This window comes from Pseudomonas sp. TE4620 (genome assembly GCF_056279045.1).
This window is the reverse complement of record NZ_JBWBQO010000001.1, coordinates 4,595,314-4,613,360: the sequence shown is the minus strand read 5'-3', so window position 1 is coordinate 4,613,360 and position 18,047 is coordinate 4,595,314. Positions and strand designations below refer to the sequence as shown.

Below are 18,047 nucleotides of genomic sequence, written 5' to 3'. Positions count from 1 at the left end.
AGTTGTTCGGTTACACTGCTTGCATAACAGTGATGCGGCCTGCGGGCCGTCCCCGACTCTAGTGTGAGAGGTAGCCATGGCTGACTATAAAGCGCCCCTGCGCGATATGCGCTTCGTCCTCAATGAAGTCTTCGAGGTGTCCAGGCTCTGGGCGCAGTTGCCGGGCCTGGCCGAAGTGGTCGACGAAGAAACCGCGCTGGCGGTGCTCGAAGAAGCCGGCAAGGTCACCAGCAAGAGCATCGCGCCGCTGAGCCGCAGCGCCGATGAAGAAGGCTGCCACTGGGACAACGGTGCGGTGAGCACCCCGGCCGGCTTCATCGAGGCCTACCAGACCTACGCCGAAGGCGGCTGGGTGGGCGTCGGTGGCGACCCGGCCTACGGCGGCATGGGCATGCCCAAGGTGATCTCGGCCCAGGTCGAGGAGATGGTCAACTCGTCCAGCCTGGCGTTCGGCCTGTACCCGATGCTGACTGCCGGTGCCTGCCTGTCGATCAACGCCCACGCCAGTGAAGAGCTCAAGGAAAAGTACCTGCCGAACATGTACGCCGGTATCTGGGCCGGCTCCATGTGCCTGACCGAGCCGCACGCCGGCACCGACCTGGGCATCATCCGCACCAAGGCCGAGCCTCAGGCGGACGGCAGCTACAAGGTCAGCGGCACGAAGATCTTCATCACCGGTGGCGAGCACGACCTCACCGAGAACATCATCCACCTGGTGCTGGCCAAGTTGCCGGACGCCCCTGCCGGGCCGAAGGGCATTTCCCTGTTCCTGGTACCGAAGGTCCTGGTCAATGCCGATGGCAGCCTGGGCGCGCGCAACCCGGCCACTTGCGGCTCGATCGAGCACAAGATGGGCATCCAGGCCTCGGCCACCTGTGTGATGAACTTCGATGAAGCGGTCGGTTACCTGGTCGGCGAACCGAACAAGGGCCTGGCGGCGATGTTCACCATGATGAACTACGAGCGCCTGGGCGTTGGTATCCAGGGCCTGGCCTCGGCCGAGCGCTCCTACCAGAACGCCATCGAATATGCCCGCGACCGCCTGCAGAGCCGCTCGCCAACCGGCCCGCAAGCCAAGGACAAGGTCGCCGACCCGATCATCGTCCACCCTGATGTGCGGCGCATGCTGCTGACCATGAAGGCCCTCAACGAAGGGGGGCGTGCGTTCTCCACCTATGTGGCGATGCAGCTCGATACCGCCAAGTTCAGCGAAGACGCCCAGACCCGCAAGCGCGGTGTAGACCTGGTGGCCTTGCTGACGCCGGTGGCCAAGGCATTTCTCACCGACCTCGGCCTGGAGTCGGCGGTGCATGGCCAGCAAGTGTTCGGTGGCCACGGTTACATTCGTGAATGGGGCCAGGAGCAACTGGTGCGCGATGTCCGCATCACCCAGATCTACGAAGGCACCAACGGCATCCAGGCCCTCGACCTGATGGGGCGCAAGGTGGTTGGTAGCGGCGGCGCGCTGTACAAGTTGTTCGCCGACGAGATCCGCCACTTCACCGCCAGCGCTGGCAACGAGCTGGGCGAGTTCGTCAAACCGCTGAATGCCGCCCTCGACAACCTCGACGACCTGACCGCCTGGGTGCTCGACCGGGCCAAGAGCAACCCGAATGAAATCGGCGCGGCGTCTGTTGAATACCTGCAGGCATTTGGCTATACCGCTTATGCCTACATGTGGGCGTTGATGGCCCGGACCGCCCTGGCCAAGCAAGGCGAGGACGATTTCTACGCCAGCAAGCTGGGCACCGCACGCTTCTATTTCGCCCGTCTGCTGCCGCGGATTCACTCGCTGAGCGCTTCGGTCAAAGCCGGTAGCGAGTCGCTGTACCTGCTGGATGCGGCGCAGTTTTAAGCGTAATAGTTGTTTGTAAGCATTCTCTTACATGACGTGGTGACTTTTCGCCTCTATCGGAAGATTGGATCCACAGTTAATCTTCTCACATGGACGTAGCGCAGGAAGCGCAAAGTACAGAACACGGACACGAAGGATTCCTGCCAGGATGGCGGGGCGAAAAGGATGTCAGGGAAACAGTCTGCAAAGCCCCGCTTCGGCGGGGTTTTCTTTTGCCTGCGATTTGACCTCAGCCCAGTACATCCAGCGGCGACACGCCGATCTGGCGCGGGTCGGCTTCTTCTTCCAGCAGGTTGCGCAGCAACTCCACCGAGGCTTGCTGGCGCTGCGCATCGCGAAACACCAGGCCGATCTTCAGCGGCACCCGTGGTTCGCTCAATGGCTTCCACAACAAGTCCTGGTCATCTTCGACCACTTCCTTGGCGCGCCCGGGCAGTACCGTTGCCAGCGAGGTGTGCGCGAGGCTGTCGAGAATCCCGCCCATGTTGTTCATTTCCGCCTGCACTTGCGGGCGCCGGCCGAGGTTGGCCAGTTGCGACTGCCAGATCTGCCGCACCTGAAATTCTTCGCCGAGCAGCAGCATCGGCAATTCGGCGGCCTGCTTGAGCGATACCTTCTTGAATTCGCGCAAGGGGTGGGTGTTGGGGATGACCAGTTGCAGCTCGTCTTCGTACAGTAACAGCCCATGCAGGCCGGGCTGGCGCGGCGGCAGGTAGCTGATGCCGATGTCCAGGCTGCCATTGAGCAGGCGCCGCTCGATCTCCAGCCCCGACAGCTCATAGATCTGCACTACCAGGTGCGGCTGCGCCTTGCGCACCCGGTCTAGCAGTTGCGGCACCAGGCTTGGCCGCACGGTTTGCAGCACGCCGATGGCCAAGGTGCGCAACGACTGGCCCTTGAAATTGCGCAGGGCCTCACGGGCCCGCTGCAGGCCATCGAGCAAGGGCAGGGCGTGGTTGTACAGGGTGTGCGCGGCCAGGGTCGGCAGCAGGCGCTTGTTGCCGCGCTCGAACAGGCTGACATCGAGGTTCTGTTCAAGCTGGCGGATCTGCTGTGACAGCGCCGGTTGCGACAGCGACAGGCGCTCGGCGGCCCGGCCGACGTGGCCCTCTTCATACACCGCGACGAAATAACGCAGTTGGCGAAAATCCATAACTGATACTTATCAAAAATGCTCGAAAAACCAAATGGCCGTTAGCCGCCAAGAAGCCTAGTCTATCCCGTATTCACAAGGTTTACAGGGCCAGAAGGCGCGATGAATACCGTGTATGTGGATGGCGTTTACATAGGCAAGGCAAAAAACCTCGGGCATGGCTTGTTGACTGATATCGATAAGCAGGAGGTTGCAAGACGCTTGTGGTTATGGCCGCAAGGGTTGGGTAGCGACGAACACGGCGACCCACGCTTTCATACCGGCCCCGAACGGGCCTTGCACCACTACCCGGCCGAGCATTACGCCTGGTGGCGGCAACGTTATCCACAGATCGACTGGCGCGCCCCGGGTTTTGGCGAAAACCTCTCGACCCACGGCCTGGATGAACATCAGGTCTGCCTGGGCGACATGTTCCGCTGGGGCGGGGCGCTGCTGCAGATCAGCCAGCCGCGTTCACCGTGCTATCGTCTGAGCCATCGCTGGGGTTTGCCGAACCTGCCGCAACAGGCCCAGGACAGTGGCCGCTGTGGCTGGTTCTACCGGGTGCTCAGGCCTGGTTTCGTCAGCGCCGACGAGCCTTTTGAACTGATTCAACGCAGTTATCCGGGCCTGACCGTGGCCTGGGCGCTACGCACTTTTTACCGTGAACCTCTGGAGCATGCAGGTTTGAAAAAGCTGGTGGATTGTCCGGCCCTCTCGTCTCGCTGGCGCGATATCGCCATCAAGCGCATGCGCACCGGTCAGGTCGAAGACTGGAGCGCGCGTTTGCTTGGTCTGCCGCTCGAGGGGCTGCGCGCATGAACCTGTTCAACCTGCGCCGCCCGGCTCCGGCCGTGGCCGAGCGCAAGCTCGCTGCGCAACCGGTAGAAGATCTGTCGCGGGAATGCCTGATGCCGGCGGTAGCGCGAGCGCCCCAGGTGTTCGTTCGCGGCCAGGGTTCGTGGTTATGGGACAGTGAAGGCCACGCTTACCTGGACTTCACCCAGGGCTGTGCAGTCAACAGCCTCGGCCACAGCCCCAGTGTGCTGGTCAAAGCCTTGGGCAGCCAGGCCCAGGCGCTGATCAATCCGGGTGCCGGTTTTCATAACCGCGGCCTGTTGAATCTGGTCAACCAACTGTGCGAAAGCACCGGCAGCGATCAGGCCTATCTTCTCAACAGCGGCGCCGAAGCCTGTGAAGGGGCGATCAAGCTGGCGCGCAAATGGGGCCAGTTGCATCGCAACGGCGCCTTCCACATCATCACCGCCAGCCAGAGCTGCCATGGCCGCAGCCTGGGCGCGCTGTCGGCTTCCGACCCGTCGCCGTGCAATCGCTGCGAGCCGGGGTTGCCGGGCTTCAGCAAGGTGCCGTTCAACGACCTTGAAGCGCTGCACGCGGCGGTCGACTCGCGCACCGTGGCGATCATGCTCGAACCGATCCAGGGCGAAGCCGGGGTGATTCCGGCGACCCAGGCGTACCTGCAGGGCGTCGAGCGGCTGTGCCGCGAGCTGGGCATCCTGCTGATTCTCGATGAAGTGCAGACCGGCGTCGGCCGCTGCGGGGCGATGCTCGCCGAACAGCTGTACGGCGTGCGTGCCGATATTCTCACCCTCGGCAAGGGCCTGGGTGGCGGCGTGCCCTTGGCGGCCCTGCTGGCCCGTGGCAGCGCCTGCTGCGCCGCGCCCGGCGAGCTGGAAGGCAGTCACCATGGCAATGCACTGATGACTGCGGCAGGCCTGGCGGTATTGCAGACCGTGCTGGAGGTGGGCTTCTTCGAGCATGTGCAAGATTCCGGGCGGCACCTGCGCGATGGCCTGAGCCGGTTGGCCGGCCGCTATGGCCAGGTCGAGGTGCGTGGCCAGGGGCTGCTCTGGGCGCTGCAACTGAGCGAAGACAATGCGGGTGAGCTGGTCCAGGCTGCCTTGCACGAAGGCCTGCTGCTCAATGCCCCGCAAGCCGACGTGTTGCGCTTTTCGCCGGCACTGACGGTGAGCAAGGGCAACATCGACGAAATGCTGTTGCGCCTGGCCCGGGCCTTTGCCCGCGTGCATGCCGCGCAGCAGAACCAGCGACGCGAGGCCACGGCCTGATCAATACATCGCGTTAACGAATTTTCCGAACCGTCTCGCGTTCCTGCGCATCGCCCCGGGCCTGTTGTTTTTGGCTTGGGGCGTTTTTTTGTCTGCTGCCAACGAGTGGAACCCTGGTGCCGCGCTAGAGTCAGTTCTAGTACATCTTTGAAGGGAGCTGCCCAATGGATTTTATTCGTATCATCATCGCCATTCTCCTGCCGCCGCTGGGCGTGTTCCTGCAGGTCGGCTTCGGCGGCGCCTTCTGGCTGAACATCCTGCTGACGTTGCTGGGGTACATTCCGGGCATCGTGCATGCGGTGTATATCATCGCCAAGCGGTGAGGCCAATCGCGGGTCAAGTCGGGTCGCGATAGCGATCTAACTGCCCTCCAGCACCCGCCGATAGAACTTCCATTCCTCTTCCAGCGCATGCGCCAGGTTGCTCGCGGTAAGAAAACCGTGACGCTCCGATGGGTAGAAATGCCCTTCGGCGCGAATGCCGTTGGCTTTCAATGCATCCAGCATCGAACGGGTCTGTTCCGGCACCACCACGGCATCCAGCTCACCCTGGAAGAAGATCACCGGCACCTTGATGTTGGCGGCGTGCAGCAACGGCGTGCGCTGCTGGTAACGTTCGGCGTCGGCTACCGGGTCGCCGATCAGCCAGTCCAGGTAATCGCCTTCGAATTTGTGCGTGGCGCGGGCCAGCGCCTGCGGGTCGCTGACGCCGTAGAGGCTGGCACCAGCGCGGAATACATCATGGAACGCCAGGGCACAGAGGGTGGTGTAGCCGCCAGCGCTGCCGCCACGGATGAACGCGCGCTGCGGGTCGATCAGCTTGCGTTCGGCCAGGTGCCTGACCACCGCGCAGGCATCTTCGACGTCAATCTCGCCCCAGCGCAGGTGCAGGGCCTGGCGATAGTCGCGGCCATAGCTGCTGCTGCCTCGGTAATTGAGGTCGGCCACGGCAAAACCGCGCTGGGCCCAGTACTGGATGCGCGCGTCGAGCACCGGGTAGCAGGCCGAGGTCGGCCCGCCATGGATGAACACCAGCAGTGGCGGCTGCGCCTCACCGTTCATGGCCGGGTAGAAGAAACCATGAGCGAAACCATCGCCACTGGGGTAGCGCAGGGCCTGCGGGCGGCTGATGCGTTCGGCCGGCAGCGGCAAGGCACCGCCTGCCAACACCTGCACCTGATGACTCTGGCGGTTGATGGCGATAACCGCAGGTGGGCTGATGGCCGACGCGGCAATGGCATAGATGTGCTGCTCGTCGAGGTCTAGGCAGCGGAAGCGGTTGTAGTTCGCGCTGTAGTCTTCTACCGAACCGTCGGCATGACAGATGCCTAAACGACTGAAGCCGTTTTCGAACCAGCTGGCCAGGTAGTGTTGCTGATCCAGCGCCAGCCAGGTGCTGGCGCCCAGTTGCCAGGGCGCGCCGGCGTGGTCGGCAGCGGCGGCCGGCAATGCGCTCCAGCCTGCGACGGTTTCGCCCCAGGGTTGCCAATAACCGTTGCGGTCGGACAGGCAATACAAGCGGCCGCCGGCATCAAAATGTGGTTGCTGCAGGGACTGTTGCGGGCCTTGTTCACCGGCGATACAGCGCGGTGTGCTCCAGCGGCCATTGGCCTCGCGCTGGCAACACAGCAACCGGGTTGCGGTCCATGGTTGCTCGGGGCGGCTCCATTCTATCCAGGCCAGGCGCGAGCCATCGGCGCTGAGGGTGGGCGCGGCGTAGAAGTCGGCGCCTTCGGCCAGTACTTCACGGCTGCCCTTGGCGATGGCCACCAGGCGATGCTCGACCGCCCCCGGGCCATGGCTTTCTTCCACTGCCAGCACCTGGCCATTGGCCCAGCGCAGGTCGCCGTAACGCTTCAGACCCTCGGTCAGTGGTTGCGGCAACCCGCCGTCAAGGTCCTGGCAATAGAGCTGCTGGTCGGCCTCGTTGACGAACACCAGGCCATCGTCGCTCAGGCAGAAGCTGCCGCCACCGTACTCATACACCCGGCTGCGCACGCTGAAGCCATTGGGCGTCAGGCAGCGGGCCTGGCCATCGCGCCAGAGCCAGATCCGGCAGGCGCCGTCGCTGGGGCGAAACTCGTTCCAGAACAGGCCTTGGGCGGCAACCCGCAGCTCGGCAAAGTCGGTACCGGCGGCGACCGCCTGTTCGGCGCTGAAGCGCTCAGCCGCGGACAATGACACGGGAGTTTCGCTCATTACGGAAGGTCAGCTCGTCGATGGTCTGATGGGCATGCTCGGCGTCTTCACGCGCCTTGAGGATGATGCCGTGCTCGGCCGACTTGGCGCAAACCGGGTCGGCATTGCTGGCGTCGCCGGTGAGCATGAAGGCCTGGCAGCGGCAGCCGCCGAAGTCTTTCTCCTTTTCGTCGCAGGAGCGGCACGGCTCGGGCATCCAGTCATAACCGCGAAAGCGATTGAACCCGAACGAGTCGTACCAGATGTGCTGCATGCTGTGGTCGCGCACATTGGGAAACTGCACCGGTAACTGCCGGGCGCTATGGCAGGGCAGGGCGGTGCCGTCCGGGGTGACGGTGAGGAACACGCTGCCCCAGCCGTTCATGCAGGCCTTGGGGCGCTCTTCGTAATAGTCCGGGGTGACGAAGATCAGCTTGCACGGGTTGCCGGCGGCTTGCAGTTTGGCCCGGTACTCGTTGGTGATGCGCTCGGCGCGTTCGAGCTGGGCGCGGGTCGGCAGCAGGCCGACGCGGTTCAGGTGCGCCCAGCCATAGAACTGACAAGTGGCCAGTTCAACGAAGTCGGCTTCCAGGGCCACGCACAGCTCGATGATGCGGTCGATCTTGTCGATATTGTGCCGATGGGTGACGAAGTTCAGCACCATCGGGTAGCCATGGGCTTTTACCGCGCGGGCCATTTCCAGCTTTTGCGCGAAGGCCTTCTTCGAGCCGGCCAGCAGGTTGTTCACCTGCTCGTCGCTGGCCTGGAAGCTGATCTGGATATGGTCCAGCCCGGCCTCTTTGAAGGCGGCGATCTTCTGCTCGGTGAGGCCGATGCCGGAGGTGATCAGGTTGGTGTAGTAACCCAGGCGCCGGCCCTCGCCGATCAGTTCGGCCAGGTCCTGGCGCACCAACGGCTCACCGCCGGAAAAGCCCAGTTGCGCGGCGCCCATCTCCCGCGCTTCGGCCATCACCTTGAACCACTGCGCGGTGCTTAGCTCCTGGCCCTGGGCGGCGAAGTCCAGGGGGTTGGAGCAGTACGGGCACTGCAGCGGGCAACGGTAGGTCAGCTCGGCGAGCAGCCACAGCGGCAGGCCGACGTCAGGTTTTGCCGGCAATTCAGGCAAGGCTGATCCAGTGTTCGGCACGGGCCACCTCCATGAACTGCTCGATGTCGTCACCGAGCTCAGGTACGCCAGGGAACTGCTTGTCCAGCTCGGCGATGATCGCAGCGACATCGCGCTGGCCGTCGATCAGCCCGCCGATCAGCGCAGCGCTGTCGTTGAGCTTGATCATCCCTTCCGGGTACAACAGCACATGGCCCTTTTGCGCGGGCTCGTACTGGAAGCGATAGCCCGGGCGCCAGGCCGGAACTTGCGCGCGATTAAAACTCATAGGGCGATTCCTTTGTGCCAGACCCTTTCGCTGGTGACACTGTGATAGGGCGGGCGGTTCAGTTCGTAAGCCATGCTCATGGCATCGAGCATGCTCCAGAGGATGTCCAGCTTGAACTGCAGGATCTCCAGCATGCGCTGCTGGCCTTCAACTGTAGTGTAGTGCTGCAGGGTAATCGCCAGCCCATGCTCGACGTCACGCCGGGCCTGGCCCAGGCGAGTGCGGAAGTACTCATAGCCGGCCGGGTCGATCCATGGGTAGTGCTGCGGCCAGCTGTCGAGCCGCGACTGATGGATCTGCGGGGCGAACAGCTCGGTCAGCGAGCTGCTGGCGGCCTCTTGCCAACTGGCGCGGCGGGCGAAGTTGACGTAGGCATCCACGGCAAAACGCACGCCGGGCAGCACCAGTTCCTGGGAACGCAGCTGCTGCGGATCGAGGCCGACCGCCTGGCCCAGGCGCAGCCAGGCTTCGATGCCGCCGTCTTCGCCAGGGGCGCCGTCATGGTCGAGCAGGCGCTGAATCCACTCGCGGCGGATTTCGCGGTCCGGGCAGTTGGCCAGGATCGCGGCGTCTTTCATCGGGATGTTGACCTGGTAATAGAAACGGTTGGCCACCCAGCCCTGGATCTGCTCGCGGCTCGCGCGGCCTTCATACATCGCCACATGGTAGGGGTGATGAATGTGGTAATAGGCGCCCTTGGCGCGCAGGGCCTGTTCGAATTCGGCGGGGGACAGCGGTTTGGCGTCGCTCATGTCGGCTCCTAGAGGGTGATGCTCATGCCGTCGAAGGCCACTTCGACGCCGCGGCGTACGCATTCGGCGCGTTCGGCCGAATCCTCATCGAGAATCGGGTTGGTGTTGTTGATGTGGATAAGCACCTTGCGCTGACGCGGGAAGCCTTCCAGTACCTCGAGCATGCCGCCCGGGCCGTTCTGCGCCAGGTGGCCCATCTCGCGGCCGGTGCGGGTGCCGACACCGCGGCGCTGCATTTCATCATCCTCCCAGAGGGTGCCGTCGACCAGCAGGCAGTCGGCGTCGCTCATCATCTGCAACAATTTGCCGTCGACCTGGCCCAGGCCCGGGGCGTAGAACAGCTTGCCGCCGGTGCGCAGGTCTTCGACCATCAGCCCGAGGTTGTCACCCGGGTGTGGGTCGAAGCGGTGCGGAGAGTAGGGCGGTGCGGCGCTACGCAGCGGGAAGGGGGTGAAGCGCAGGTTCGGGCAGGCGTCGATGACGAAGCTGCCTTCGAGCTCGATGCGCTGCCACTGCAGCCCACCGTTCCAGTGGCTGAGCATGGTGAACAGCGGGAAGCCGGTGCTCAGGTCCTGATGGACCATGTCGGTGCACCAGACCTGGTGCGGGCAGCCTTCGCGCAGGCTGAGCAGGCCGGTGGTGTGGTCGATCTGGCTGTCGAGCAGGACGATGGCATTGATGCCGGTGTCGCGCAGGGCGCGGGCCGGCTGCATCGGGGCAAAGCTTTGCAGCTGTGCGCGGATGTCCGGCGAGGCGTTGCACAGCACCCAGTGGATGCCGTCGTCAGACAGGGCAATCGATGACTGGGTGCGCGCCGTGGCGCGCAGGCTGCCGTCGCGAAAGCCTTTGCAGTTGGCGCAGTTGCAGTTCCACTGGGGAAAACCGCCACCGGCGGCGGAACCTAGAATCTGGATGTACATGGCCACTCCTGCCGCGTCCTGAAATAAAAACGCCCCGGCGGGCCGAGGCGTTGTACCGCAAGCAGGTTCAGCGGCTTGCGAAATACATGGTCACTTCAAAGCCGATACGCAGGTCAGTGTAAGCAGGTTTGGTCCACATGGGATTACTCCTTCCGGATAGGTCTGGGGGTTGTCAGCTACTTATTTAGTCCACCCTCCAGGTGAGGGGTTCCATAGCCAAGATTGCGCTATCTTACTAAAAAAATACGAACCGAATGGTTAAATCTAAGATAAACGCCATTACCGGGACGGTAAGAATCGCCTGCATCAGTGCCAGTTTTCGCTGGGCGCCGGGCCGTTGGCCAGGCACAGCCAGCCGTGTTCGGCCTGGCTTACCTGGCGGGCCAGGTGCTGCAGTTGCGGCGTTTCGACCGCCAGGATCGCCGCTTGCAGATCGCTCAACTGCGGCTGGCGATGGCCGGCCAGATGCGCCTGCCAGGCCCATTCGGCCACCTCGTTGTTGGTCATCGCCGCTTCGTCGAACTGGGCGGCGAGGGCCTGTTTATCTGCAGGGTTGCAGCTCAGTGTGGCGGGCAGGTTATCGAGCAATGCCTGGATGTGCCCGATGATCTCGGTATGGCTGGCCGATGGCGACTGCACGCCAAGCAACAGGCCGTTGCAGCCCTCGATCTGTCGGAAGGCGCTGAATACCGCGTAGCCCAGGTTCAGTTCGACCCGCAGGCGCTGATAGAAAGGCCCTTGTAGCTGCTGGGCAAACAGCCGGCCTGCGGCTTGGTCCTCGATCGGGCAGAACAGCAGCAAGGCCTGTTCACTGGCCGCTGGCGGTCGCGTTTGCCAGCGCCGCACAGGTTCGATTGTGGTCGGCAGATGCCTGCCAGCGCACCCTGGCATTGCGCTTAGGGCCTGGTTCAGCGCCGATTGCTGGCTGGCACTGAAGCCGGTCGAAAGTCCAGTCCAGGTTGAATGCTCCCACAACGCATCCAGATCGCTCTGGCTGATTATGCAGGCCGGCAAGGGCTCGTCGACGCGGCGGCCTAGTAGTTGCTCCGGCAACTGCCTGAGCAGCGCGCGGATCGGCATGGTATCAGGCCGCTCGGCAGCGCCAGTTGTCCAGCTCTGGCTGGGCGGCTGCCGCAGGATGGCCAATGCCTGTTCAATCACTGCGCCCACCACGGTGCCATTGCCGGCGCAGCGCAACTGCCAGTATTTGTCGCAGGCGCTCAATTGCACTTGCACCCCAGCCTGCGCAGCCTGTTCACTCAGGGCTTGCAGCGCCCGATCAAGTACCTGCCACAGGCGCCCACGCAAGGCTGAGGTGAGCTGCCAGCGCAGGTAGACCACACCATGCTCGCGCGACGGCGGTAGCAGGGGAGAGACAGTCAGGCCTTCGGGAACGGCGCTGACCGAGAGGGTCTGCGCCTTCACGCTCAGCAACGGATTTGCAGCGGGCAACTGCCAGGCGTGGGTAGGCGGTTTTACCTGGCCGGCGAGCATTGTTTCGAGCAACTGTTCAAGCGCAGCCAAGCCTTGCGCGTCCAGCGCGTCGAAGCGTTGCCCGGTGCTGTCCTGGCGTGCCAGCTCCAGCGCGCTGGCGGCAAGTTCGCGACAACGCTGCAAGCGGGCGTATTCCTGATTGATGCTGCTCAGGTCCGCCGTGCGGAAAAACGCCAACCAGTCAGTCAACAGCGCCTGGACCTGCGTGGCATCAGCCGTGTCGTTGAGCTTGAAGCCCGCATGCAGCAGCGTCTGGCCGGCAAAGCTGTACAGCGAGGAAAACGCGAAGTGCGCCAGCCAGCCCCGCGCGCGCAAGGTCGCCGGCAAGCCGCCGGGCCGGATGTCGCTCAGCCAGGTAGCGAGAAAATCGACTGCCTGCTCAAAACCTGTGGGGAGTTGCTCGCACGGGTACAGCACATCCAGTTGCCGTTCGTTGTGCATCAACAGCGCAGCCCGGCTATAGAAGCTCGGTGGTAGCGATTGCTGCACTTTTGCCCCGCGACTGAACACCTGGCCGAAGCGATTCGCCAACGCCCGCAGTTCGTCGAGGCTTTGTGGCCCGCTCAGGCTCAAGGTGATTTGCCCGGCCTGGTAGAAGCACTGGTGAAAGCCGCGCAACGCCGCCTGGAACGCCGGATTTTGAACCTGCAGGCTGTAGCGGTTGCCAGCCTGGAACGCGCTCAGCGGATGTTCGCTGCCCGCAGCCTGAAGCAAGGCAAACTGGTGCTGCGCTTGTGGATTGCGCGACCAGGCAATGAACTCGGCATGGATCACTTCCCGTTCGCGCACTTGCCGCTCAAGGTCGAACTGCGGCTGTGCGAGCATCTGGCACAGTCGCTCAAGCCCCCCGGCAAAAGCCGCGGGCGGTACTTCGAAAAAGAACTCGGTGCTGCGTTCACGGGTGCTGGCGTTGACCTGCCCGCCGTGGTGCTGCACATAGCGCATCAGGCCGTCGTCCAGGGCGAAGCGTTGATTGCCGAGGAAGAACAGATGCTCGAGAAAGTGTGCCAGCCCCGGCCACGCCGGTGGCGCGTCATGGCTGCCGGCCGCTACCCGCACAGCCGCCGCACAGCGTTTTAGCTGTGGTGCATGGCGCAGGGTGACCTGCAGGCCATTGGCGAGGGTCAGGTTGTGCAGGGCGCTGGGCATGACGACTCCGGGTACAGGCGAACCGTCATGCTAGCGGATTATTGCCGCGGCGTGCTGTAGAGCTCGGGGCGCAGGTCGTGCAGGTAAGGGTTGTTGGCCCGCCCTTGCTGCACTCGCTGCAGGTCGAGGTCGGCGCTCAGCAGCGCGCTGTCACGACCGGCCATGGCCAGGATGCTGCCATCCGGGCCGACGATGCTGCTCTGCCCGCAGTAGTGGATTTCGCCTTCGCTGCCGCAGTAGTTGGCGTACGCCAGGTAGCACTGGTTCTCGTAGGCGCGGGCGCGCACGGTGACCTGGGCAATGAAGTCGAAGGGCACCATGTTCGCCGTCGGCACCAGGATCAGTTCGGCACCGGCCAGGGCCAGGCGCCGGGCGTTCTCCGGGAACTCGATGTCGTAGCAGATCAAAAAGCCCAGGCGCCAGCCGTTGAGCTCGACCACCGGAAAGTGATCGGGCCCCGGGCTGAACATCGCCCGGTCGAGGCCACCGAACAGGTGGGTCTTGCGGTAGTTGCACAGGCTGCTGCCGTGGGCGTCGATCAACTGCACGCTGTTGAAGATCTGCCCGTCCTCGGCCAGCTCCGGGTAGCCGTAGGCAATGGCGATGCGGTTGCTCTGGGCGATCTCCACCACGGCCATGGCCGAGGGGCCGTCTTCGGCTTCGGCCAGGCGCGCGACGGCTTCGCTGCCGATGTTGTAGCCGCTCAGGAACATCTCCGGGCATACCAGCAGTTCGGCGCCGCGGGCAGCTGCCAGTTGCGCCTGCTGGTGCAGGCGCTCGAGGTTGCCGGACAGGTCCAGCGGTTGCGGTTCGCCTTGGAACAGGGCGATGCGCATGGCGATTCTCCCGTCAGTCGGCCAGGGCGATCGGGCCGATTTCATTGAACACGTCGCCCGGGCCTGGGTTGTCCGGGTGGGTCTGGCCACCGAAGTGATTGATGATACCCCACACCGCATTGAGCGACGTTTGCACCGCGCCTTCGACCCAGGCCGGGGTCCACGACACATCGTCACCGGCAATGAAGATGCCGCGCTGCTCGGCCGGCATGTCCTGCTGCATGAAGTGCGCGTACATGCGCTGGTTGTAGCGGTAATGGCCGGGCAGGGCGCCCTTGAAGGCGCCGAGGAAGTGCGGGTCGGCTTCCCACGACACGGTGATCGGGTCGCCGATGATGTGCCCGGCGATATCGACTTCCGGGTAGATCTTCTTCAGCGCATCGAGGGCCAGCTTGACGCGCTTTTCCACTGGGTGCGGGAGCATTTTCAGCGCATCGCTCATCCACGAGTACGACAGGCAGATCACCCCCGGCTTGTCGTCGCCGTTGTCGAACAGGTAGGTACCGCGGGTCAGGCGGTCGGTCAGGGTCATGCTCATCAGGTCGCGGCCGGTATCTGGATCCTTGTCCTTCCAGAACGGCCGGTCGACCATGACGAAGGTCTTCGACGACTGCATGTAGCGGGTGCGGTCCAGGGCCATCCACATCTTCTGCGAGAACAGCGATTCTTCGCACTCGATCTGGGTGGTCAGCAGCCAGCTCTGGCAGGTGGTCAGCACCGCGGCGTAGTGGCGGGTGTCGCCCCAGGTGTCGGTTACCGCCAGGCGCCCGTCGCTGTCGCGGGCAATGCTTTTCACCCCGGCACGTGGCGCGCCGCGGTGTAGCGAGCTGAGGCTGGTGCCGGCCGGCCAGTGCGCGCAACGCTCCGGCACATGGCGCCAGATGCCCAGCGGCACTTGCTCGACGCCGCCAACTACCAGGTGCTGGTGATCGTCGCAGTTGGTCATCACCACGCGGAAGATTTCCAGCATCGAATTGGGGAAGTCCGAGTCCCAGCCACCGGTGCCGAAACCGACCTGGCCGAACACCTCGCGGTGCAGGAAGCTGAGCTTGGCGAAGGCTTTTGAGGTGGCGACGAAGTCGTAGAAGGTGCGGTCGTCCCACAGCGGTACCAGGGTGTTCCACAGCTCCTTGAGGCGCGGCACATCGCGGTCGCGGATGGCTTGCTGGATGTCGCCGAAGCGGGCGCCGTCTTCCAGGGCATCGGCCCAGGCGTCGGCAACCTCCTGGAACAACTTGGGCAAATCGGAGAGTTTTTCCGCGTAGTGGGTCTGGCCTTCGAGGTCGATCACTGTGCTGCCCGAGGCCGGGGTCAGCGGGTTGGGGAAGGGCTTGGTTTCAAGGCCGAGCTTGTCGACATAGTGGTAGAACGCCGTCGACGACACCGGAAAGCGCATGCCACCCAGCTCGGCGATGATCCCGTCACTGCCTTCGAAGGCTTGCGAGCGCAGGCGCCCACCCATTTTCGAAGCTTCGTAGACCACAGGCTTGAGGCCCAGCTTCATCAACTCGTAGGCCGCCACCAGCCCGGCGATACCGGCACCGACAATCGCCACTTCCTCTCCATGGCGCGCCGCCGGGATGCTACCCAAGCCGGCCGGGTGCTCGATCCAGTCGTCAAAGGCAAAAGGAAAATCCGGGCCGAAAATGGTGATGGGTTTCTTGCCGTCGGCGGGGTGACGATTGTTCTTGTTCATAAGTGACCTTGCCAGGCGCTGCGCGGGGTGCGGAGCTTGAGTATAGAAAAAACACTGGCGGTCATTTTAGGGGGCGGGGGTTACGTAATTAAGATGCAGAGTGTCGTCGTTTGGTCGGCTTGTTGGTCGATATGACGTATCTGTCATTCATATTGACTTCTGTGGGCGCCGGCTTCAAACCGGCTGCCCGCGATCCACCTTGCTGCTGAGGATGATCGAGGTGGTGGTTTTTTCCACGCCTTCAACGCTGCCGATCTGGTCGAGCAACTGGTCCAGTTGCTCGGGCGAGTCGCTGCGCAGCCAGGCGACGTAGTCGAATTCGCCGCTGACCGCGCACAACTGCTGCACCTGGCCCATGGCGCTCAGGCGCCGCACCACGTCCTTGCCCGAACGCGGTTGTACCTTGATCCCGACATAGGCCTGCAGGCCACCATCGATCAGGCGCTGACCCAGGCGCACGCCGTAGCCGCTGATGACCTTGGTCTTTTCCAGACGGGCCAGGCGCGAAGTTACCGTGGTGCGCGCGATACCCAGTTGCCGGGCGAGCGTGGCGACGCTTTCACGGGCGTTGATCTGCAGCAGCGAGATCAGCTGGCGATCGATTTCGTCGAGGGCGACGGGGCGGCTGTCGGACATGGGCACTCTCTGGCAAGAGCCGCTTTGCGCGGCTCATGGAATAAGCGCGATAGCCTATCCATTGCCCTCACCCTGGGGCAAGGCGTCTGTGCTCAGCGCGCCTTGAAGCAGTGCTCGGCCTGGGGGAAGCTGCCGTCGCGTACTTCCCGGGCATAGGCGGCCAATGCCTGGGCAATCTGCGGCTGAAGGTCGGCAAAGCGTTTGACGAAGCGCGGTTGGTATTCACCGAACAAACCCAGCAGGTCCTCGGTGACCAGCACCTGGCCATCGCAGGCAGGCGAAGCGCCGATGCCGATGGTGGGGATTGTCAGCTCTTCGCTCACGCGGCGTGCCAGGGGTTCGGCGATGCCTTCGAGCACCACCGAAAAGGCACCGGCGGCCTGCATGGCCAGGGCGTCCTGGCGCACTTTGGCGGCGCCCTGGTCGTCGCGGCCCTGGGCCTTGAAACCTCCCAGGCAGTTGACCTGTTGCGGCATCAGGCCGACATGGGCCATGACCGGAATCCCACGGCGGGTGAGGAATTCCACGGTCTCGGCCAGCTCTTCACCGCCCTCAAGCTTGACGCCCTGGGCACCTGTCTCGCGCAGCAGCCGGGCGGCGCTGAGGAAGGCCTGTTCGGGTGAGGCCTGATAGCTGCCAAAGGGCAGGTCGATGACCACGCAAGCGCGCTGGGAGCCGCGCATCACGGCCTGGCCATGGGCAATCATCATCTCCAGGCTGACTCCCAAAGTGCTGGGCAGGCCATACAGCACCATGCCCACCGAGTCGCCGACGATAATTACGTCGGCTTCGGCATCTACCCAACGCGCCATCGGCATGCTGTAGGCGGTCAGCACAACCAGGTTGCCAGCGCCCTTGCGTTGCTGGATGGCGGGCACGCTCAAACGGTTTTCACGCACATGGCTGCTCATCGGTCTCTCCTTGGGTTGTTCAACGAAGCCGGGCGCAGGCTACCATCGGCCTTCGTCGGCTCACTTGAGCAAAGGAGACAGGCATTGCCGCCAATGAGACAAAGCAGTGAAGTACCGCCGTTGCCGGACTTCCAGCAACTGCCGGGGCCGGTTTACCGGCGCATGTTTGCCATTCCGGCCGGCCATCGCGTGCAATTGCACAGACACCCCTGGGTGCAGTTCACCTACGCCAGCGCCGGGATCATGCAAGTGGTCACCGAGCAGCACAGCTACCTGCTGCCGCCGCAATGTGCGTTGTGGATACCGGCGGGGGTCGAGCACACCGCCTACAGCGACCAGGCCATCGAGTTTCGCGGGCTGTACCTGGATGACTCGCTGCTCAATGGCTACCAGCGTCCTTGCGGTGTGGTGCAAGTCACGCCGCTGGTACGCGAGCTGATCGCCAAGGCCAACAGCTTTGCACCGCAATACCCTGCCCAAGGCGCCCAGGCGCGGCTGTTGCAGGTGCTGGTCGATGAGTTGCGCGAACTGCCCGAAGCGCCGTTCGGCCTGCCGCTGCCCAGTGATCCGCGCCTGCGCCGAATCAGTGAAGCCTTGCAGGCCAACCCGGCCGACAACCGCAGCATTGAAGACTGGGCGCAGCAGGTGGGGGCTTCGCGGCGCACCCTGGTGCGGTTGTTCCAGGCCCAGACGCAGTTGTCGTTCAGGGAATGGCGCCAACGCTTGCGCCTGTTGGCGGCCTTGCCGTTGCTGGCGCAAGGCATGAGCGTCACGGCGCTGGCCAATGAGCTGGGCTACGACTCGGTGTCGGCGTTCATCGCCTTGTTCCAGCGCCACTACGGCAAGACCCCGGGCTTGTGGGCGGCAGAATTGCGCAGCTGACAGCGGGCACAAAAAAACCGCGCCATGCGCGGTTTTTTATTTGGTGGGCCCAGCAGGACTCGAACCTGCGACCAAGGGATTATGAGTCCCCTGCTCTAACCAACTGAGCTATAGGCCCCAGTG

General features: G+C 63.7%; 17 protein-coding genes and 1 tRNA gene. 5 read left to right on the top strand and 13 right to left on the bottom strand.

Going from position 1 to position 18,047, the window contains the following annotated elements:
• The first annotated feature begins 76 nt into the window (after window positions 1-76).
• The gene (locus tag ACZ9A3_RS21485) at window positions 77-1,855 is read left to right on the top strand and encodes an acyl-CoA dehydrogenase C-terminal domain-containing protein (protein WP_476253096.1); all 1,779 of its coding nucleotides are present in this window, start codon (window positions 77-79) and stop codon (window positions 1,853-1,855) included.
• 229 nt (window positions 1,856-2,084) lie between these two features.
• Here the strand turns inward: ACZ9A3_RS21485 and ACZ9A3_RS21480 are convergent, their stop codons facing one another.
• A complete protein-coding gene (locus ACZ9A3_RS21480) occupies window positions 2,085-3,008 on the bottom strand; it encodes a LysR family transcriptional regulator (RefSeq protein WP_045199221.1) in 924 nt (307 codons plus the stop codon).
• 102 nt (window positions 3,009-3,110) lie between these two features.
• On the opposite strand from ACZ9A3_RS21480, the gene ACZ9A3_RS21475 reads away from it, so the two are divergent.
• The 3 genes from ACZ9A3_RS21475 (at window position 3,111) to ACZ9A3_RS21465 (ending at window position 5,400) form a co-directional block, all read left to right on the top strand.
• On the top strand, window positions 3,111-3,809 hold the full coding sequence (locus ACZ9A3_RS21475) for an MOSC domain-containing protein (protein ID WP_213603073.1): 699 nt from the start codon (window positions 3,111-3,113) through the stop codon (window positions 3,807-3,809).
• Window positions 3,806-5,077 carry an aspartate aminotransferase family protein gene (locus ACZ9A3_RS21470; protein ID WP_476253095.1) on the top strand — a complete coding sequence of 424 codons (1,272 nt, stop codon included), beginning with the start codon at window positions 3,806-3,808 and terminating at the stop codon, window positions 5,075-5,077. The genes ACZ9A3_RS21475 and ACZ9A3_RS21470 overlap by 4 nt, the downstream gene beginning before the upstream one ends.
• Before the next feature lie 164 nt (window positions 5,078-5,241).
• Window positions 5,242-5,400, top strand: a complete 159-nt coding sequence (locus ACZ9A3_RS21465) for a YqaE/Pmp3 family membrane protein (RefSeq protein ID WP_003177654.1) — start codon at window positions 5,242-5,244, stop codon at window positions 5,398-5,400.
• 36 nt (window positions 5,401-5,436) lie between these two features.
• Here ACZ9A3_RS21465 and ACZ9A3_RS21460 read toward each other — a convergent pair whose 3' ends face one another.
• The 11 genes from ACZ9A3_RS21460 to panB all read right to left on the bottom strand — a co-directional run bounded on the left by ACZ9A3_RS21460 (window position 5,437) and on the right by panB (window position 17,042).
• Window positions 5,437-7,275, bottom strand: coding sequence for a S9 family peptidase (locus tag ACZ9A3_RS21460; protein WP_476253094.1), 1,839 nt, complete (start codon window positions 7,273-7,275; stop codon window positions 5,437-5,439).
• Window positions 7,241-8,401 (bottom strand): pyrroloquinoline quinone biosynthesis protein PqqE, encoded by a 1,161-nt coding sequence (gene pqqE, locus ACZ9A3_RS21455; protein WP_476253093.1) that lies wholly within the window; start codon window positions 8,399-8,401, stop codon window positions 7,241-7,243. Before pqqE ends, ACZ9A3_RS21460 begins: the two co-directional genes overlap by 35 nt.
• Window positions 8,373-8,648, bottom strand: a complete 276-nt coding sequence (pqqD, locus tag ACZ9A3_RS21450) for a pyrroloquinoline quinone biosynthesis peptide chaperone PqqD (RefSeq protein WP_045199234.1) — start codon at window positions 8,646-8,648, stop codon at window positions 8,373-8,375. The genes pqqE and pqqD overlap by 29 nt, the downstream gene beginning before the upstream one ends.
• Window positions 8,645-9,400 (bottom strand): pyrroloquinoline-quinone synthase PqqC, encoded by a 756-nt coding sequence (gene pqqC, locus ACZ9A3_RS21445; RefSeq protein WP_045199236.1) that lies wholly within the window; start codon window positions 9,398-9,400, stop codon window positions 8,645-8,647. Before pqqC ends, pqqD begins: the two co-directional genes overlap by 4 nt.
• Before the next feature lie 8 nt (window positions 9,401-9,408).
• Complete coding sequence (pqqB, locus tag ACZ9A3_RS21440; RefSeq protein WP_045199237.1) at window positions 9,409-10,320, bottom strand: pyrroloquinoline quinone biosynthesis protein PqqB; 912 nt, start codon at window positions 10,318-10,320, stop codon at window positions 9,409-9,411.
• A 67-nt stretch (window positions 10,321-10,387) separates the two neighbouring features.
• Window positions 10,388-10,459, bottom strand: a complete 72-nt coding sequence (pqqA, locus tag ACZ9A3_RS21435) for a pyrroloquinoline quinone precursor peptide PqqA (protein WP_008365141.1) — start codon at window positions 10,457-10,459, stop codon at window positions 10,388-10,390.
• Between the two features lie 167 nt (window positions 10,460-10,626).
• Window positions 10,627-12,963, bottom strand: coding sequence for a pyrroloquinoline quinone biosynthesis protein PqqF (gene pqqF, locus ACZ9A3_RS21430; RefSeq protein WP_476253092.1), 2,337 nt, complete (start codon window positions 12,961-12,963; stop codon window positions 10,627-10,629).
• A gap of 38 nt (window positions 12,964-13,001) precedes the next feature.
• Window positions 13,002-13,799 (bottom strand): carbon-nitrogen hydrolase family protein, encoded by a 798-nt coding sequence (locus ACZ9A3_RS21425; RefSeq protein WP_093378922.1) that lies wholly within the window; start codon window positions 13,797-13,799, stop codon window positions 13,002-13,004.
• A gap of 13 nt (window positions 13,800-13,812) precedes the next feature.
• Entirely contained in the window at window positions 13,813-15,495 is a 1,683-nt protein-coding gene (locus ACZ9A3_RS21420; RefSeq protein WP_476253091.1) for a flavin monoamine oxidase family protein, read from the bottom strand.
• 174 nt (window positions 15,496-15,669) lie between these two features.
• A complete protein-coding gene (locus ACZ9A3_RS21415; RefSeq protein WP_038998420.1) occupies window positions 15,670-16,131 on the bottom strand; it encodes an Lrp/AsnC family transcriptional regulator in 462 nt (153 codons plus the stop codon).
• Between the two features lie 92 nt (window positions 16,132-16,223).
• Window positions 16,224-17,042, bottom strand: coding sequence for a 3-methyl-2-oxobutanoate hydroxymethyltransferase (gene panB / locus ACZ9A3_RS21410; protein WP_045199252.1), 819 nt, complete (start codon window positions 17,040-17,042; stop codon window positions 16,224-16,226).
• 93 nt (window positions 17,043-17,135) lie between these two features.
• Between panB and ACZ9A3_RS21405 the strand changes: the two genes are divergently transcribed.
• Complete coding sequence (locus ACZ9A3_RS21405; protein WP_258608318.1) at window positions 17,136-17,924, top strand: AraC family transcriptional regulator; 789 nt, start codon at window positions 17,136-17,138, stop codon at window positions 17,922-17,924.
• A gap of 41 nt (window positions 17,925-17,965) precedes the next feature.
• Here the strand turns inward: ACZ9A3_RS21405 and ACZ9A3_RS21400 are convergent.
• Window positions 17,966-18,042 (bottom strand) — tRNA-Ile (locus ACZ9A3_RS21400).
• Window positions 18,043-18,047: the final 5 nt, after the last annotated feature.

What these genes read in the sequence shown, in the direction of transcription:
- pqqF (WP_476253092.1), bottom strand. Translation starts at nt 12,963, where the DNA reads ATGCCCAGCGCCCTGCACAACCTGACCCTCGCCAATGGCCTGCAGGTC.
- ACZ9A3_RS21485 (WP_476253096.1), top strand. Translation starts at nt 77, where the DNA reads ATGGCTGACTATAAAGCGCCCCTGCGCGATATGCGCTTCGTCCTCAAT.
- panB (WP_045199252.1), bottom strand. Translation starts at nt 17,042, where the DNA reads ATGAGCAGCCATGTGCGTGAAAACCGTTTGAGCGTGCCCGCCATCCAG.
- pqqB (WP_045199237.1), bottom strand. Translation starts at nt 10,320, where the DNA reads ATGTACATCCAGATTCTAGGTTCCGCCGCCGGTGGCGGTTTTCCCCAG.
- ACZ9A3_RS21460 (WP_476253094.1), bottom strand. Translation starts at nt 7,275, where the DNA reads ATGAGCGAAACTCCCGTGTCATTGTCCGCGGCTGAGCGCTTCAGCGCC.
- ACZ9A3_RS21470 (WP_476253095.1), top strand. Translation starts at nt 3,806, where the DNA reads ATGAACCTGTTCAACCTGCGCCGCCCGGCTCCGGCCGTGGCCGAGCGC.
- ACZ9A3_RS21415 (WP_038998420.1), bottom strand. Translation starts at nt 16,131, where the DNA reads ATGTCCGACAGCCGCCCCGTCGCCCTCGACGAAATCGATCGCCAGCTG.
- pqqD (WP_045199234.1), bottom strand. Translation starts at nt 8,648, where the DNA reads ATGAGTTTTAATCGCGCGCAAGTTCCGGCCTGGCGCCCGGGCTATCGC.
- ACZ9A3_RS21420 (WP_476253091.1), bottom strand. Translation starts at nt 15,495, where the DNA reads ATGAACAAGAACAATCGTCACCCCGCCGACGGCAAGAAACCCATCACC.
- ACZ9A3_RS21425 (WP_093378922.1), bottom strand. Translation starts at nt 13,799, where the DNA reads ATGCGCATCGCCCTGTTCCAAGGCGAACCGCAACCGCTGGACCTGTCC.
- ACZ9A3_RS21405 (WP_258608318.1), top strand. Translation starts at nt 17,136, where the DNA reads ATGAGACAAAGCAGTGAAGTACCGCCGTTGCCGGACTTCCAGCAACTG.
- ACZ9A3_RS21480 (WP_045199221.1), bottom strand. Translation starts at nt 3,008, where the DNA reads ATGGATTTTCGCCAACTGCGTTATTTCGTCGCGGTGTATGAAGAGGGC.
- ACZ9A3_RS21475 (WP_213603073.1), top strand. Translation starts at nt 3,111, where the DNA reads ATGAATACCGTGTATGTGGATGGCGTTTACATAGGCAAGGCAAAAAAC.
- ACZ9A3_RS21465 (WP_003177654.1), top strand. Translation starts at nt 5,242, where the DNA reads ATGGATTTTATTCGTATCATCATCGCCATTCTCCTGCCGCCGCTGGGC.
- pqqC (WP_045199236.1), bottom strand. Translation starts at nt 9,400, where the DNA reads ATGAGCGACGCCAAACCGCTGTCCCCCGCCGAATTCGAACAGGCCCTG.